The following is a 15910-nucleotide window of genomic DNA, read 5'->3' as shown; positions in this document are numbered from 1 at the left end:
CTAACGACTCTCAGCGAGATAGTTCTCAAGCCAGTGAATATCGTAGTCACCATTTGCTACGTCCACATTGCCGACAAGCTCGCGGAAAAGAGGCAACGTGGAATTGATGCCGTCTACGACGAATTCGTCAAGTGCACGACGTAAGCGCATCATGCATTCGACCCTGTTTCTGCCATGCACGATCAGTTTTCCGATCAGACTGTCGTAATAGGGCGGAATGCGATAGCCCGTGTAAACGCCTGAATCCACGCGCACCCCCAGCCCGCCCGGCGTGTGGAAATGCGTGATGACGCCGGGTGAAGGTGCGAATGTGTAGGGGTCTTCCGCGTTGATGCGGCACTCGATCGCATGCCCCAGGAACCAGATGTCTTCCTGACGGACGGATAAACCAGCACCAGACGCCACGCGGATCTGCTCGTGCACGAGGTCGATGCCGGTGATGGCCTCCGTCACCGGGTGCTCGACCTGCAGGCGCGTATTCATCTCGATAAAGAAGAATTCGCCGTTCTCGTAGAGGAATTCGACTGTACCAGCGCCGGAATAGCCCAGGTCGGCGACGGCCTTCGAGACGATATTTCCTATCTTCTCTCGTTGCTCGATGTTGAGAGCGGGAGATGTGGCTTCTTCCCAGATTTTTTGGTGCCGGCGTTGTAGCGAGCAATCACGCTCGCCTAGGTGAATCGCATTACCGGCACCGTCGCCCATTATCTGGACCTCGATATGGCGAGGCTTTTCCAGATATTTTTCGAGATAAACGGCATCATCTCCGAAAGCGGATCCGGCTTCCGAGCGCGCCGTGGACAGTGCTTCGGAGAGATCGGCTTCGGAGCGGGCCACCTTCATACCGCGCCCGCCGCCACCGGCGGAAGCTTTGACGAGCACAGGATAACCGATTTCTGCAGCTATCTGCCGCGCCTCCCGGTCATCGTGAATTGCGCCTTCGGAGCCAGGTACAACCGGGATGCCAAGCCGCTTTGCGGTCCTCTTGGCCTCGATCTTGTCACCCATGATGCGGATATGCTCGGCGGAGGGGCCTATGAAGGTCAAATTGTGTGCGGCCAGGATCTCAGCGAACTTGGCATTCTCGGACAAGAACCCATAACCTGGGTGGACTGCATCGGCGCCGGTGATCTCACAGGCCGACAGGATCTGGTGAACGTTCAGATAGCTTTCGCGTGAGGATGGCGGACCGATGCAGACGCTCTCGTCCGCCAACCGCACATGCATGGCGTTGGCGTCCGCGGTCGAATGGACCGCCACCGTCTGGATTCCGAGTTCCTTTGCGGCCCGGAGAACCCTCAGCGCGATCTCGCCGCGATTGGCAATAAGAATCTTTTGAAACATGGTGTGGCTTGCTCGGATTATTCGATGACGACCAGCGGCTCGCCATATTCGACGGGCTGCGCGTCTTCGAAGAGGATGGCCTTGACCACACCCGCGTTGGGTGACGGAATCTGGTTCATCGTCTTCATCGCCTCGATAATCAGCAGGGTCTGCCCCTTTTCGACCGACTGACCGACCTCGATGAAGGGTTTTGCACCGGGCGAGGAGGACCGGTAAGCCGTTCCGACCATCGGCGAGGGCACTGCCTTCTTTTCGAGATCGGCAGCGCTCGTCTCCGCCTCGGTGGCGGGCTTTTCGGTGTATGTGCTTTCAGTCTGGGGCGGTGTGGGCGCAGGCTGCGGGACGGAGGCCTGAACCGTGGGTGACTGGCGCGCAACGCGAATGCGCAAACCTCCATCTTCCACTTCGATCTCGGTCAGGCGTGTTTCCTCGAGAATGCCAGCTAGATCGCGGATAAGTTGCTGGTCAACACCGGGCTTTTTCATTGACATAATCTTTCTTCGTCCTGCCTTGACACATCTGTTAAGCGCTGACCGCAACGTCCTAAAGCCTTGCCGCCAGCGCCTCAAGCGCAAGCGAGTAGCCCAGATGGCCTAGGCCACAGATCATTCCGATTGCCACCGGAGCTATCATGGTTTGGTGTCGAAAGGGTTCACGGGCGTGAATGTTCGAAAGGTGTACTTCGATAACCGGTAGGGGGGCGATGGCTCGGATCGCATCATGAAGGGCGATTGACGTGTGACCGTACGCACCAGGGTTAATGATGATCCCGGCGGCATGCTCCGCTGCCTCCTGCACCCAGTCAACAAGAACACCTTCATGATTGGACTGACGGAACTCAACGGAAACATTGAGGGCCGTTGCCTTCTCCCTGCAGTCCGTCTCGATATCGACAAGCGTTTTGCCGCCGTAGATGCCGGGCTCACGTCCTCCGAGCATATTGAGGTTCGGCCCGTTGAGAATATAAACAGGTTTCTCCATTCCTTCCCCGGCGACTCTCAGCGCTGATGCCCTCTATAGTCGGCCATGCCAGCGCCGGGAAGAGCGCAAATGGGCTTCTACCCGGCATTCCGCAACAAAATACGGCTGAAATTGCATTTTCAGGCGCTAAGGAGCGCTATTGCCGTGCTTCTTGGATCTTTTCAGCCAATTGCGCACGTCCAACAGCTCCGAAAACCAACTCATCCCCAACGATATAGGAGGGCGTTCCGGTAATCTGCAGGCGATTCGCAAGCTCGTAAGTGTTGTTGATCGTCCTCGCGATCTCGGGATTCTGCATTTCATCTCGCAAAGCGCTCTCGTCGACACCGAGCTCGCGGGCGACCGCGATCGCTGCTTCTTCGTCCGCTCGGCCATCGCTTCCGAGGAGGCGTTGGTGGAAGGTTTCATATTGGTCCGGCGCGATATTCCTGACCGCCATCGAAACCAAATGGGCCTCTTGTGACTCTGGGCCAAGAATCGGAAATTCTTTCAGCACAAAGCGGAGGTTCTCGTCGTTCTCAATCAGCCTTTCCATGTCGTCGAGCGCCCGGCGGCAGTACCCGCAATTGTAGTCGAAGAACTCGACGATCGTTACATCTCCGTCCGGATTGCCAATCACCCCGTCAGCGTCGCTGTTGAAGATTTGGTCGGATGCCGCGGTGATCTCGCTGCGGGCCATGGCCATGCGTTCTTCTTGCTGCTTTTCCTCCAGGCGGGACTGCATTTCCAGCAGTATTTCGGGGTTGTCCATCAGATAATCGCGGACGATGGTTTCCACCTGCGCGGGGGTCAGACCTGACTGGGTGCCGTCGCCTTCCCGCTCCTGTGCAAGCATTTGGGTAGGGCCGAAGAGGGCCACCAGCGCGATGCCGGATACGGCAAACACGGCTATTAGAAACGCGGTGGAGATATTTCTCATAGGATAATCCTTAGCGGGGGAACGGGTCATGTCTCAGATATAATATATCTTGTAACTGATCGGCTGCCGCGCTCACTCGCGGTAATTGATAATGTCCTGGGCTCGGATCCAATTGGGTGATCCTTCCGGCAATTTTGTTTGGGCACGCGCCGCAAACTGCCTCGCTTCGCGGTAGCGCCCGGCCCGGAAGTTGCCCTCGGCCGTTGCCAACTCGGCGGCACCAATATCGCCGATCTGCCCGTGGGCACGGGCAAGGAACTGATACCCGTTGATGTAATCCGGCTCCTTTGAAAGCCCGGCTTCGAGCTGGGATGCAGCCTTCCGGACAAGATTCGGCTCGCCGGTCTCCAGCAGCGCCTTTCCGTAGCCAACCTGTAGGAGGCCAGATGAACCTGCGAGCTGCAAGGCCCGTTCATAAGCGCCGGCGGCCTGACGCGGTTGGTTCGCTTTGATGAGTATCTCGCCACGCAATTCATGGAAATAGGGGTTGTTCGGTTGGCTTTCGATCAATCGATCGGCCTTCGCGAGCGCATGTTGTGGGCTGCCGCGCAAAAAGGTATCAATGGCGTCGGCGTAACGCGCGGGGAGACCGCGCGGATCATCGCGAAAAACCCGTTGTATCGCATTCGGACCGGCCGTATATGCCGCGATCTTCGCCCGCATCATCTGGTGGCGCAGTTTCAGGGCAGGAGGATCTTCCCGATTGTAGTGTGTACTCTGCTGCACCAGAGGCTTCAGGGCCGCAATTCTTTCGTGCGGGATCGGGTGGCTTCGGCGGTACGGGTCCACATTCACGCCGGCCAGTGCGCTGTTCCGCGCCAAGTGCTCGAAGGTCTTCAACATGCCGCGGCCGGACTGTCCAGTGCGCTCCAAATATTCCACGGCCGAGTGGTCGGCTGTCGTTTCTTCTGTGCGCTGGTAGCTCATGAGATTACGGCGGGCCGCTTCCGCGCCGCCGGACATGATCCCTGCGCTGACACCCGGCAGACCACTCGAGTCGGTCGCCGCCCCAACCACACCGACGCCGGCCCCAAGGAGCATAGCAATTATGCTCATCGTCTGCGCGCGTGCAATTTGATCGCGAAGGCGATGCTGGTGTCCGCCGGCGATATGACCGGCTTCATGAGCGATGACACCGATGATCTCATTCGGCGTTTCCGTCTGCAAGAGCGCACCGGTATGGATAAAAATGCGCCGCCCCGCGACGAACGCGTTGAACTGATGATCGTTGACAAGAATGATTTCGATACCGGATCGATCAAGCCCGGCGGCGCTGAGGATCGGCTTTGCATACTCCGTGACGAGCGCCTCGATCTCGGCGTCGCGTACGACCGGCACGTTCTGCTGCGCACGGGCGGGAACGGTCCAGACGAACAGGCAAGCAAACATCAGGACCGCTCCGAGGAGACGGCCGCTTCGAGTCATCGAGGGGTCAGACATGTTCATCTGAAAAGTGGTATTGCAGCTAGCGGGCGATGAAAAGGCACTGCAGAAACTATCTAGCCTATTTGGCGCATTCATGACATCTGAAAAAAGCCGGCGCGATGAACGCGCCGGCTTGAAAATAGCGCCGATCAGAAAAAGCTTCTGCGTTGCCACCAGCCGCGTCTGCGCGGTTTTCCCTCGTTTTCGTCACCCTCGGATGAGGAGGCCTCCGATTCCTGCTCCTGCTTAGGCTTGGTCGATGCCTCTTCGCCCACCGGTTCTTCCGTCGCCTTGCTGCGGCGAGTACGCCGCTTCTTCTTGGGCTCTTCCGATGCTTCGGGTGCAGGCGATTCGTTTGCCGGGGATGCGGAGGTTGTAACCTCTTCTTCCCCTTCGCTGCCGGGCTCCACGAATGACGCTTCATCCGTCACAGCTTCGCCATTGGCAGCCTTAGATTTTGTGCTGCGGCTACGCCGGCGCGTCTTCTTCTTCGGCTCTTCCTCCTCGGAAGATTGAGCCATGGTATTCGTGGACTGCTCGGGAGCGGCCGCAACGGGCTCCAGCTCGCTTGATTCGGTGGAGGGCTCCGTCTCCGCGGGTTCTTCAGCAGCTTGAGGTTGCGTCTGCTCCTGAGTCTGTTCCTCGCCTGCGGTTTCGTCACGGCGATGGCGTTTTCCGCCTCGCTTCCCGCGATGGCGTTTCTTGCGCTCGCCGCTTTCCGAGGCTTCCGCTTTCTCCGGCTGTTCTTCTGTTTCCTCTACATTGTCCGGCGGTTGCTCTTGTTCAGCGCTGGTCGCCTCGGCGCCGTTGCGATCGCGGCCGCCCCGACGGCGGCGCTTCCGCCGCCTCTTGCGACCGGGCGAGCCCCCGTTTTCATCGCTGGCGCTCGCTTCGGTTTCATTCGGTGCGTCGGAAGCCGTGTCGACTTCTTCCAATTCCGTAGTGCTTTGGTCGGGCACCGAATCAACTTCCACCTCGGCAATGCCGCTAGCAAGAGCGCCTTTCATTATCGCGTAGTGCTGACCGCCGAGCTCCTCATCCGTCTCGATTGTGATCGTCACTCCGAACCGCTTTTCCAGCTCGACCAGGTTGGAGCGCTTGTGATTTAGGAGGTAGAGCGCGGTTGAGGACGGGGTTCGTACCACAATGTCGTTTCGCGCATCCTTCAGCAGGTATTCTTCGATTGCGCGCACAACCAGCAAGGCCACCGAGGATTCAGAGCGAACATGGCCCGTTCCTCCGCAATGGGGGCAGGGCTGCATCGTGCTTTCAAGCACGCTGGCGCGAATGCGCTGGCGTGACATTTCCAAGAGCCCGAAGTGCGAGATACGACCGACCTGAATACGGGCGCGGTCATTCTTTAGGCACTCCTTAAGGCGCTTTTCCACCGCGCGATTGTTTCGGTTCTCATCCATGTCGATGAAATCGATGACGATGAGGCCCGCCAGGTCTCGCAGGCGAAGCTGACGCGCAACCTCTTCCGCCGCCTCCAGGTTGGTCTGGAGCGCCGTATCCTCGATGGAGTGCTCCTTGGTGGAGCGGCCCGAGTTCACATCGATGGCAACCAGCGCTTCCGTCTGGTTGATGATGACATAGCCACCGGACTTCAGCGTTACTTGGGGCTGCACCATTCGGTCAAGCTGCGCCTCAATGCCGTTGCGGGCGAAGATAGGGACGGTGTCCCGGTAGGGCTGAACCACCTTCGCATGGCTCGGCATCAGCATGCGCATGAAGTCCTTCGCCTCACGATAGCCCTCTTCGCCGGAGACAAGGACTTCGTCGATCTCCTTATTATAGAGATCGCGCACGGAGCGCTTGATGAGACTGCCTTCCTCATAGACCAGCGTCGGCGCAATGGACTGGAGCGTCAGATTGCGGACGCGCTCCCAAAGCCGCATGAGATAGTCGTAGTCCCGCTTGACTTCGGCCTTGGTGCGATTGGCGCCGGCTGTGCGCAGAATCACACCCATGCCGTCCGGCACCTTAAGATCTTTCACGACTTCCTTGAGCCGCTTGCGATCCTGAGGATTCGTAATTTTGCGCGAAATACCGCCGCCGCGTGCGGTATTTGGCATAAGAACCGAATAGCGGCCGGCGAGCGAGAGATAGGTCGTGAGCGCGGCGCCTTTGTTGCCTCGCTCTTCCTTGACCACCTGAACCAGTAGGATCTGGCGCCGCTTGATCACCTCCTGGATTTTATAATTGCGGCGAACAGGCCGACGCCTGGTTTGCGCCTCGTCCAAGGCGTCCTCAGCACCGACGGTGTCGACCTCACCAGCGTCCTCTGCGCCATTGGAGACTTCTGATCCATTTGATGGAGAGGATATGTCCTGGGCGACAGTATCACCCGCGACGGCTTCGGCCTGAGCCGCCTCCGCGGTGTTCGAATCCGTGTCGGGAGAGTTGCTCTGCCCGGTCTTTTCGCCACGACGGACACCGCGCCGGCGCTTCTTGTCGCGGGTGGTGGACTGCGCCTCGGCGGCTTCGGCGTCATCTTCCGCTTTGGCTTCCTCGGCCTCCGCCTGCAAAATGGCCTGCCGGTCGGCTACCGGGATCTGGTAATAGTCCGGATGGATCTCGCTGAAGGCGAGAAAGCCGTGCCGGTTGCCTCCGTACTCTACGAATGCCGCCTGAAGCGACGGCTCGACGCGCGTGACACGCGCCAGATAAATATTTCCTCTGAGTTGCTTCTTGTCCTGTGATTCGAAATCAAACTCTTCGATCCGGTTACCGCGTAGAACGACTACACGCGTCTCCTCCGGGTGGGAGGCGTCGATCAGCATTTTGTTGTTGGGCATAAATTCTTGTCTCCCCAGAGCGAGCGCATTTCCGGGCAGCCATTCCCCTCGGGAATGCCGCATCACTTCGACTGCTCGCTCCGGATAATTGGGGGGCTGCTGGCTGCGGCCCTGCGACAGGATGCCCGTCCAGCGCAATCTTGCTGCGGAATGATCGGGAGTATTGTCCTGTCGGGAATAGGGTCATCGCACCGCCTGGCAGCACCGTTTCAACCAGGGTCCGAAATCCGGACCCGCCACTTGCTCACTCGGAGCCGGCCGGATCTCCGACCGCTTTCCTCACATTAAGGGTCTCGGCGTCGCCGCAAACACCTTGAAGAAATTCCTTCGAGCCACTGGCTTTGCCCGCTTCGGTGCCGGTGCCATCCTATCCGCCTCTGAACCCGCACCTCGAACGGCTCGTTTCGAACCGAGGCGGGCATCGCAATGGTTCGAGTCGCTTTTATGATTTGACACGACGCATGGCAACCCTGATTCCTTCGTTGGCGAATCCGGTTATCTTTTCCTGGGTGCCGGAAATACCGCCAAAATCGCAGTATGAGTGCCAACCGGGACTAAAATGCGCGCGTCAAATCGAGCAAATAAGATGACTGCCGAGCGTTCCAGCCGATGCAATACGCCAATTCTTCGTCTGATCTCCACGACTTTATTCCTTCTGCTTGGCATCATGGTGCAACCCGGAGTTCCTTCTGCCGCGGAAGAGGAGCCGCTTCTTGCGCGCAACTACAAGATGGCAGGCGATGCGGTGCGCACGCGCGTTGTTCTACATTTCAACCGCGAACCGGATATCGACTGGTTTCTCTTGCGTTCGCCGCATCGGCTCGTGATCGACCTTCCGACAACCGAATTCGCGATCGACGAAGCCGAGCTCGAGCCCCGAGGACTTATCAGTAAGGTTCGATATGGTCGAATGGATGAGCAGCGTTCCCGCATGATCCTGGCGGTCGATGGTCCGTTTACCCTCGATGACCTCAAGGTTTTGGAAAATGAGTCCGACCCAGGATACCGGCTCATCGTTGATATCCTGGCCGATTCTGAAATGGCCTTCGAAGCCGCCATGCGAGAGCGAATCGCGGATGCGCCACAATCCGCTGCCAAAGCCGAAGATGCCGTTTCCCCGTTCGCTCTGGATGAAGACCGATTCACGATCATTCTCGATCCCGGTCATGGCGGTATCGACAGCGGAGCCAGGGGAGTCAACGGGACATTGGAGAAGACGATCACGTTGGTTTTCGCGCTGGAGCTTAGGGAAAAACTAGAATCAGCGGATTACAACGTCGTCCTCACACGCGAATCCGACGTCTTCTTGCGTCTGGACGAGCGCGTTCGTACAGCGCGCCAACATGAGGCTGACCTGTTGATATCGATTCACGCAGATTCGATTCGACTGCGCAATTTTCGTGGGGCAACGGTCTATACCTTGTCGGAGCGGGCTTCCGATCAGCGGGCTGCCGCAGCTGCGGAACGTGAGAACCTTTCCGATTCGCTCGCCGGGTTCGTGGTCGAGGACGACGCGGGGGAGGTGGCCGATATCCTTTTGGATTTGACGCGCCGCGAAACCAACGCCTTCTCAATGAGGTTTGCGCGTACCTTGGTCGGTGAACTGGATGATACGATTCACCTCGTGAATCAACCCTTGCGATCCGCCAGTTTCCGTGTTTTGCGGGCCCCGGATGTGCCGTCGGTGCTGCTTGAGCTGGGTTATCTTTCCAACCCTGAGGATGAAGAGCAACTGCGGGATGCGAAGTGGCGCGCGCGCGCTATTGATAATGTTGCGGAAGCGATCGCCGCATTTGTAACCGCCCGCGCCGGGGGATAGAGCCTATTAGAGATTTGGGACAGGTGCAGGAAAGCAACACCGTCAACCTTTTCTCATTCGTGGCCGCACGGCCCGAACCTCGCCCCATTTTCCTCACAAGGGCGGGGCAGAACAATCTTGAGGTAACGATGATTTCTTATTGTGGCGGTTATGATGTTATCATAACCCGACGGCATAGCCGCCGGGTCGGTTTGGGCAAGCGGGAGCGGGCATGATACGTCTTCTCGGATATTTTTTCGGCGTCGGAGCCGTTCTGGTTCTGGCGGCGGCGGCCGGTGTGGCCATTTATGTCGGCAATCTTACGAGCGACCTGCCCGATTATGAAGTGCTCGCACGCTATGAGCCGCCTGTAACGACCCGGATTCATGCGTCTGACGGAAGCCTGATGAGCGAGTTCGCGCGCGAGAAGCGGCTCTACCTGCCGATTCAGGCGGTTCCGGACCGGGTCAAAGCGGCCTTTCTTTCAGCCGAGGATAAGGATTTTTTTAATCACCCGGGTGTGGATGCTACCGGTCTTCTTCGCGCAGTAATCACCAACTTGCAGAACTTTGGCTCTGGACGCAGGCTCGTTGGCGCTTCAACGATTACACAGCAGGTTGCCAAGAACTTTCTTCTAAGTTCGGAGCAAACTGTTGACCGTAAGCTCCGCGAGATGATTCTCGCCTTCAGGATCGAGCAGGCGTACTCCAAAGACAGAATCCTGGAGCTGTATCTCAACGAGATCTATTTCGGGCTGGGCGCCTATGGGATCGCAAGCGCTGCGCTCACCTATTTCGACAAATCGGTGAACGAGTTGACGCTGAACGAGATCGCCTACCTTGCAGCTCTCCCCAAGGGGCCCTCGAATTATCATCCGTATCGCCACACAGAGCGGGCGATCGAGCGCCGCAACTGGGTGCTCGACCAGATGCTTGCGAATGGATACATCACTTCTGAGGATGCAGAGAATGCCAAGGCATCCGATCTCGGCATGAACCCTCGCCGTGGCAGCAACTATCTTTTCGCTTCCGAGTATTTCACCGAAGAGGTGCGTCGCGAGATCATCGGCCGGTATGGCGAAGACGCGCTTTATGAGGCTGGGCTCTATGTACGCACGACGCTGGACCCGGAACTTCAGCTTCAGGCGCGCAAGGCATTGCACAACGGGTTAATACGGTACGATACGCTTCGTGGTTTCCGCGGTCCGGTCGACAGGATCGACATGTCAGGGGATTGGGGGATCCCGTTGGGCGAAGTCGACGGGCTGAATGATCTGCGCGAATGGCGACTCGCCGTCGTACTCGATGCTTCCAGTGACCAGGTGGAGGTCGGGCTGAAACCGTCGCGTCAGGATTCTGGCGATCTCTCCCCCGATCGTGAAACCGGTGTCATCAACGTTGATGACATGCAGTGGGCGTTGCGTCATGTCGTGGACGGAAGCCTTGTCCGGGCGAATTCACCCGCAGAAGTTCTGAATCCGGGTGATGTCGTATATGTGGAGCAGAAGGAGGATCAGGGATCCGAATTTGTGCTGCGGCAGGTGCCGGAGATCGGGGGCGCGCTCGTGGCGATGGACCCGCATACGGGCCGCGTGCTGACAATGGTTGGAGGCTTTTCGTACGACCAGTCGGAATTCAACCGTGCCACGCAGGCGCAACGGCAACCGGGCTCCGCGTTCAAGCCGGTCGTGTACTCGGCCGCGCTCGACAATGGCTATACGCCAGCTTCGGTGGTGCTAGATGCACCTGTTTCCATAAGGATTGGGAATGAGGTGTGGGAGCCGAAGAACTATGGCGGCAGTTTTGCAGGACCGTCAACGTTGCGCGCGGGTATCGAGCGCTCCCGTAACCTGATGACGGTTCGGCTGGCTAACGATATGGGCATGAATCTGGTTGCCGAATATGCCGAGCGGTTCGGACTGTACGATGAGATGCAGCCGCACATCGCCATGTCGCTTGGTTCCGGCGAGACCACAGTCATGCGAATGGTGACTGCTTATGCGATCATGGCTAATGGCGGCAAGCAGATTCAGCCTTCGCTGATTGACCGTATTCAAGACCGCTACGGCAAGACCGTTTTCAAACACGACACGCGGGCATGCCAGTTATGTGAGGCCGACGGATGGAATAATCAGCCTGAGCCTGAAGTCGTGGACGATCGCGAACAGGTGCTCGATCCCATGACCGCCTACCAGATCACCTCCATGATGGAAGGCGTGGTCCAACGCGGAACCGCTGCGTCCGTTTCGGAACTTGGCCGTCCCATTGCCGGGAAAACAGGCACCACAAACGACGAGAAGGACGCATGGTTCATAGGGTACACGCCTGATCTCGTTGTCGGCGTCTTCATGGGCTATGACCGGCCGCGACCAATGGGCAAAGGGTCGACGGGCGGCGGTCTTGCCGCGCCGGTGTTTAAGGAGTTCATGGCGGGTGCGCTGGAAGGCACGCGACCCGTGGACTTCCGTATACCCGAGGGCATGCAGCAGGTTGCGATCGATCGCAAAACCGGTATGCGCGCCGAAGCGGGCCAGCCTGGCGTTATCATGGAGAGCTTCAAGCCCGGGACCGGACCGGCCGACAGCTATTGGGTGATCGGCATGGATGAGCTGAATGTGAGCGAAAACGCCAGAGAGATTTCGCCTCAGGTGAATCGGGCTATCTCCACCGGGGCTGGCGGCCTGTTCTGACCCTTCGCCGGTTCGAGGCCGCGCCTCGCGGCGCGGCCTCGTACGTTCGCGCGCCTTTGGCTTTACAGGCGCTCTCTGTCACCATAAGTTCCGCCCGATTCAACCATACAAACTGAAGGAAGTGAGGCCGTATGCGTACGGAAACGGCGGTTCTGGTCGAAGAAATCAAGCAGGCAATCGGCCTGCTGAGGAGGTATCTTTGACTGGGATGAGGCGGTAAAGCGGCTTGAGTATCTCAACACGCGTGCTGAAGACAGCGAACTGTGGAACGATCCGCAGGAAGCCCAGAAACTTATGCGTGAACGGCAGGCGCTGGACGACAATATCAGTGCGATCAAACGGCTTTCACAATCGCTCGAGGACAACGTCGAACTGATCGAGCTCGGTGAAGCCGAAGACGACCAGGACGTGGTCGCCGAGGCGGAAGAGGCGATTCGCGCCCTACGCGGAGAGATTGGCGAGCGCCAGATCGAGACGTTGCTTTCGGGCGAAGCCGATTCCAACGATGCCTATCTGGAGGTTCATGCTGGCGCTGGGGGCACCGAGAGCCAAGACTGGGCGTCAATGCTTTTGCGCATGTACATGCGCTGGGCGGAGCGACGCAAGATGAAGGTTGAGGTGCTCGAAGTGCATGACGGCGAGGAGGCCGGAATCAAATCGGCCACAATTCTTGTGCGTGGTCACAATACCTATGGCTGGTTGAAAACAGAGTCGGGGGTGCATCGCTTGGTGCGCATTTCACCTTTCGACAGTAATGCGCGCCGGCATACATCCTTCGCCAGCATCTGGGTCTATCCGGTGATTGACGATACGATCGAGATCGATGTCCCCGAGTCCGATGTGAGGATCGACACCTATCGTGCTTCCGGCGCCGGTGGCCAGCACGTCAATACGACGGATTCCGCGGTGCGGATCACCCATTTGCCGACTGGCATCGTCGTGCAGTGCCAAAACGAGCGCTCGCAACATAAAAACCGGGCTACGGCATGGGACATGCTGCGCGCACGGCTTTATGAAGAGGAACTGAAAAAGCGTGAGGAAGCGGCCCAAGCAACCGAGTCCACAAAGTCGGAAATCGGTTGGGGGCACCAGATCCGCTCCTACGTGCTGCAGCCCTACCAACTTGTGAAGGATCTGCGCACCGGAACGGAGAGCACGAATCCTCAGGACGTTCTCGACGGAAATCTCGACGGCCTTATCAAGGCGTCGCTGGCACAACGCGTGACGGGTGAGCAAGCGGAAGTCGCCGATATCGACTGAGTGGCGCGGGTGCGCCGCTCGTTATGTATTGTCATCGTCCAATTCGCCGCGTGCCTTGGTTTCGGAAACCTCGGTGATCGCATCGGCCAAGGTTTGCGGCGGCTGTACGCCCATGAGCGCATATCGGCCTTCGAGCATAAAGCAGGGCACTCCGGTAACACCCATACGCTGTGCGGTAGCAATTTCGGCTTCGACTTCGGACCGGTCGGCCGGGGTCGGCAGGAGCGCTTCCACTGCAGCCACGTCCATTCCTGCTTCTTGCGCGGCGCCGGTAAGAACCTCGTGCTCACCGATATTGGCGCCTTTCTCGAAGTAGAGCCGGAAAAGCTGGCTCACAAGATTGTTCTGCACTTCTTCGCCAGCTGTTGCCGCCCAGCGGATGACCCGGTGTGCATCAAGCGTATTAGGGGAGACGCTTATCGCATCGAAATCGAAAGAGATCCCTGCTTCGCTACCGATCTCACGCAGTCGATTGTGTATTTCTTCGATACGCTCCGCGTTACCGAATTTGTCGAGCATGTAGCTCTTCCGGCCCCGTCCACTCGGAGGCAGAAATGGATCCAACTGATAAGGCCGCCAGCGAACGGTGAACTTTGCAACGTCGTCCAGTGTCATCTGGGCGCGTTGCAGGTTTCGCTGTCCCACATAACACCAGGGACACACCACGTCCGAGACGACATCAACTGAAATAGGAGCTTTGCTGCTCACCGTTCCGCCTGTTCGGGATCGTACCACCATGTTCCCAGCTCATAACCGTGGAGTGGTGAGGTATCGGGATGGTTCAGAACGGTCCAATATGCGATCCACCGTTCGGTATTATGCTGGGTCGGCACGATATAAGCACCGGAGATGAGCAGCCGATCAAGCGCGCGAACGGCAGCAATGTAGTCCTCGCGGTTGCGTGCGTTCAGCATGGCATCGATCATTGCATCCACCGCGGGATCGGAAACCCCGGCGAGGTTGAACGAACCTTCGACGTTCGCCGATTGCGAGCTCCAGCGTCCGATTTGCTCGGTTCCCGGAGACAATGACCCGGAGAAACCAACGGCTCCAATTAACATATCGAAATCGAAGGTTTGCTTACGCTGCTGAGCTTGAGCATCGTCAAGCATTCGGATCGAGGCATTCACCCCCACCCTTTGGAGTGTGCGTTGGAAAGCGGATGCAATTCTTTCCTGTTCGGTAGAGGTGATCAGAATTTCAAACGAGAGCGGATTTCCGGCCTCATCCTTTAGGACTCCGTCATCCAGCGAGTAACCGGCATCCTGCAAAAGATCGACGGCTTCACGCATCCGGTCTCGGTCAAGTCTGCCTTTCAGGTCCTCACCGTAACTGCCGTCCATAACTGACGGCAAAACCTTCTCCGAATAGGGGGCTAAGAGCTCTTTTTCGCGTTGATTGGCCGGCCTTCCGAGTGCCGACAGATCCGAACCCTGCCAGTAGCTCAGCGTGCGCTCGTATTCGCCGCCATAAATGTTCTCGTTGACCCAGCCGAAATCGTAGAGCATCGAAAGCGCGCGGCGGACGCGTGGGTCGGAGAATTTGTCTCGTCGGGTATTGAAGAAGAAGCCTCTGGCGGCCGGCGGGATCTCCGCATCGAATGCCTCGACGACGACGTCCCCGTTTTCGACTGCGGGAAAATTGAAATCGCGGGACACCTGATCTGGGTCAAGTCCGGTATAGATTGCGCCCGCATAGGCCGAGCAGATGCCTTTCTTGAACGCCTCAAACTGGGCGTTCTCATTAAGGAAATACTCAATGGTAATGCGATCATAATTGTTGAAGCCGCGCATACTGGGCACATCTTCGCCCCAATAGTCGGTGTCGCGCTCAAAAACGATGCGCTGTCCGGGCTCAACATCTGTAATTATGTAGGAGCCGCTGCCGACCACCGGTTCCAGCGTGGATTGGTCGAAGCTCTCCCGATCAAAAGCGTGGGAGGGGATAATCGGCGTCATCGCCACGACCAACGGAAATTCGCGGTCAGATTCATCATTGAAGGTGAAACGGACACTGCGTTCGCCTGTTTTCTCCAGGCTTTCGATGCGGTCCATACGATTGCTGTAGGGTGGCCGCCCTTTTTCAGCGAAAGTTTCAAAGGTGAAGATGACGTCTTCAGGCGTCACCGGCTTACCGTCGGACCACTTTGCATTCGGATTGAGGTGGAATTCCGCATAGTTGCGTTCCTCATCCATCTCGACCTCTTCCGCCAGGAGGCCATAAAGGGAAAAGGGCTCTGCGTCGCTGCGCCGCATCAGTGGCTCGAAAACCAGATTACCGAAAATAGAGTCCACCACACCGCGTGCCGTCGTACGCATGCTCTTCAGGATGAACGGGTTTAGATTATCGAAGTTTCCGACAACGCAATAGGTGATTTCCCCACCTTTCGGCGCGTCCGGATTGGCATATGGAAAATGCGTAAAGTCCGGCGGCAAAGCCGGTTCGCCGTTCATTGCAATGCCGTGGACCGGCTTGTCCTGCGCATATGCCGCTGTGGCTCCAATCATCATAAACATGGAGAAAGCACTTCGGAACAGAAGAGACGGCATTAGCGACCTCGATTTCGATGCTTTTAACTTCGGGCATCCTTGCGTGCTCGACGCTTTCTTGTCCAGAGGCCGGTTAGGAACTTGGGACGGAGCCGCAACCAGACCACTGGATTCATCGGTCCATGCATTGTAACAGGAAGAAGGCCT

Annotated in this window: 11 protein-coding genes; 3 read left to right on the top strand and 8 right to left on the bottom strand. The window is 57.9% G+C overall.

What is annotated here, in order from left to right:
• The 6 genes from accC to LY631_RS04775 form a co-directional block, all read right to left on the bottom strand.
• Entirely contained in the window at window positions 1–1344 is a 1344-nt protein-coding gene (gene accC / locus LY631_RS04800; RefSeq protein WP_274423997.1) for an acetyl-CoA carboxylase biotin carboxylase subunit, read from the bottom strand.
• Between the two features lie 17 nt (window positions 1345–1361).
• A complete protein-coding gene (gene accB, locus LY631_RS04795; RefSeq protein ID WP_274423996.1) occupies window positions 1362–1835 on the bottom strand; it encodes an acetyl-CoA carboxylase biotin carboxyl carrier protein in 474 nt (157 codons plus the stop codon).
• A 52-nt stretch (window positions 1836–1887) separates the two neighbouring features.
• Entirely contained in the window at window positions 1888–2325 is a 438-nt protein-coding gene (gene aroQ / locus LY631_RS04790; RefSeq protein WP_274423995.1) for a type II 3-dehydroquinate dehydratase, read from the bottom strand.
• A 136-nt stretch (window positions 2326–2461) separates the two neighbouring features.
• Entirely contained in the window at window positions 2462–3244 is a 783-nt protein-coding gene (locus LY631_RS04785) for a DsbA family protein (RefSeq protein ID WP_274423994.1), read from the bottom strand.
• A 72-nt stretch (window positions 3245–3316) separates the two neighbouring features.
• Window positions 3317–4633 carry a M48 family metalloprotease gene (locus LY631_RS04780; protein WP_274423993.1) on the bottom strand — a complete coding sequence of 439 codons (1317 nt, stop codon included), beginning with the start codon at window positions 4631–4633 and terminating at the stop codon, window positions 3317–3319.
• A gap of 185 nt (window positions 4634–4818) precedes the next feature.
• A complete protein-coding gene (locus LY631_RS04775; protein ID WP_274423992.1) occupies window positions 4819–7467 on the bottom strand; it encodes a ribonuclease E/G in 2649 nt (882 codons plus the stop codon).
• Between the two features lie 559 nt (window positions 7468–8026).
• Here LY631_RS04775 and LY631_RS04770 point away from each other — a divergent pair.
• The 3 genes from LY631_RS04770 to prfB all read left to right on the top strand — a co-directional run bounded on the left by LY631_RS04770 (window position 8027) and on the right by prfB (window position 13214).
• Window positions 8027–9286: an N-acetylmuramoyl-L-alanine amidase gene (locus LY631_RS04770; RefSeq protein ID WP_445082839.1), complete on the top strand. Its 1260-nt coding sequence runs from the start codon at window positions 8027–8029 to the stop codon at window positions 9284–9286.
• A 211-nt stretch (window positions 9287–9497) separates the two neighbouring features.
• Window positions 9498–11954: a penicillin-binding protein 1A gene (locus LY631_RS04765; RefSeq protein WP_274423990.1), complete on the top strand. Its 2457-nt coding sequence runs from the start codon at window positions 9498–9500 to the stop codon at window positions 11952–11954.
• A 131-nt stretch (window positions 11955–12085) separates the two neighbouring features.
• A protein-coding gene (gene prfB, locus LY631_RS04760; protein ID WP_274423989.1) for a peptide chain release factor 2 occupies window positions 12086–13214 on the top strand; the annotation gives its coding sequence in 2 pieces (ribosomal slippage) (window positions 12086–12151 and window positions 12153–13214; 1128 coding nt in all).
• A gap of 21 nt (window positions 13215–13235) precedes the next feature.
• Here prfB and LY631_RS04755 read toward each other — a convergent pair.
• Entirely contained in the window at window positions 13236–13922 is a 687-nt protein-coding gene (locus LY631_RS04755; RefSeq protein WP_445082838.1) for a DsbA family oxidoreductase, read from the bottom strand.
• On the bottom strand, window positions 13919–15724 hold the full coding sequence (locus tag LY631_RS04750) for an extracellular solute-binding protein (protein WP_274424444.1): 1806 nt from the start codon (window positions 15722–15724) through the stop codon (window positions 13919–13921). Before LY631_RS04750 ends, LY631_RS04755 begins: the two co-directional genes overlap by 4 nt.
• Between the last annotated feature and the right edge of the window lie 186 nt (window positions 15725–15910).

The sequence above is a fragment of the Chelativorans sp. YIM 93263 genome (assembly GCF_028767125.1).
GTDB lineage: Bacteria > Pseudomonadota > Alphaproteobacteria > Rhizobiales > Rhizobiaceae > Chelativorans.
This window is presented reverse-complemented; position numbering and strand designations above follow the sequence as displayed.

Excerpts from the sequence above, each read along its gene's own strand:
- accC (WP_274423997.1), bottom strand. The coding sequence starts at position 1,344 with ATGTTTCAAAAGATTCTTATTGCCAATCGCGGCGAGATCGCGCTGAGG.
- accB (WP_274423996.1), bottom strand. The coding sequence starts at position 1,835 with ATGTCAATGAAAAAGCCCGGTGTTGACCAGCAACTTATCCGCGATCTA.
- aroQ (WP_274423995.1), bottom strand. The coding sequence starts at position 2,325 with ATGGAGAAACCTGTTTATATTCTCAACGGGCCGAACCTCAATATGCTC.
- LY631_RS04785 (WP_274423994.1), bottom strand. The coding sequence starts at position 3,244 with ATGAGAAATATCTCCACCGCGTTTCTAATAGCCGTGTTTGCCGTATCC.
- LY631_RS04780 (WP_274423993.1), bottom strand. The coding sequence starts at position 4,633 with ATGTTTGCTTGCCTGTTCGTCTGGACCGTTCCCGCCCGTGCGCAGCAG.
- LY631_RS04775 (WP_274423992.1), bottom strand. The coding sequence starts at position 7,467 with ATGCCCAACAACAAAATGCTGATCGACGCCTCCCACCCGGAGGAGACG.
- LY631_RS04770 (WP_445082839.1), top strand. The coding sequence starts at position 8,027 with ATGCGCGCGTCAAATCGAGCAAATAAGATGACTGCCGAGCGTTCCAGC.
- LY631_RS04765 (WP_274423990.1), top strand. The coding sequence starts at position 9,498 with ATGATACGTCTTCTCGGATATTTTTTCGGCGTCGGAGCCGTTCTGGTT.
- LY631_RS04750 (WP_274424444.1), bottom strand. The coding sequence starts at position 15,724 with ATGATGATTGGAGCCACAGCGGCATATGCGCAGGACAAGCCGGTCCAC.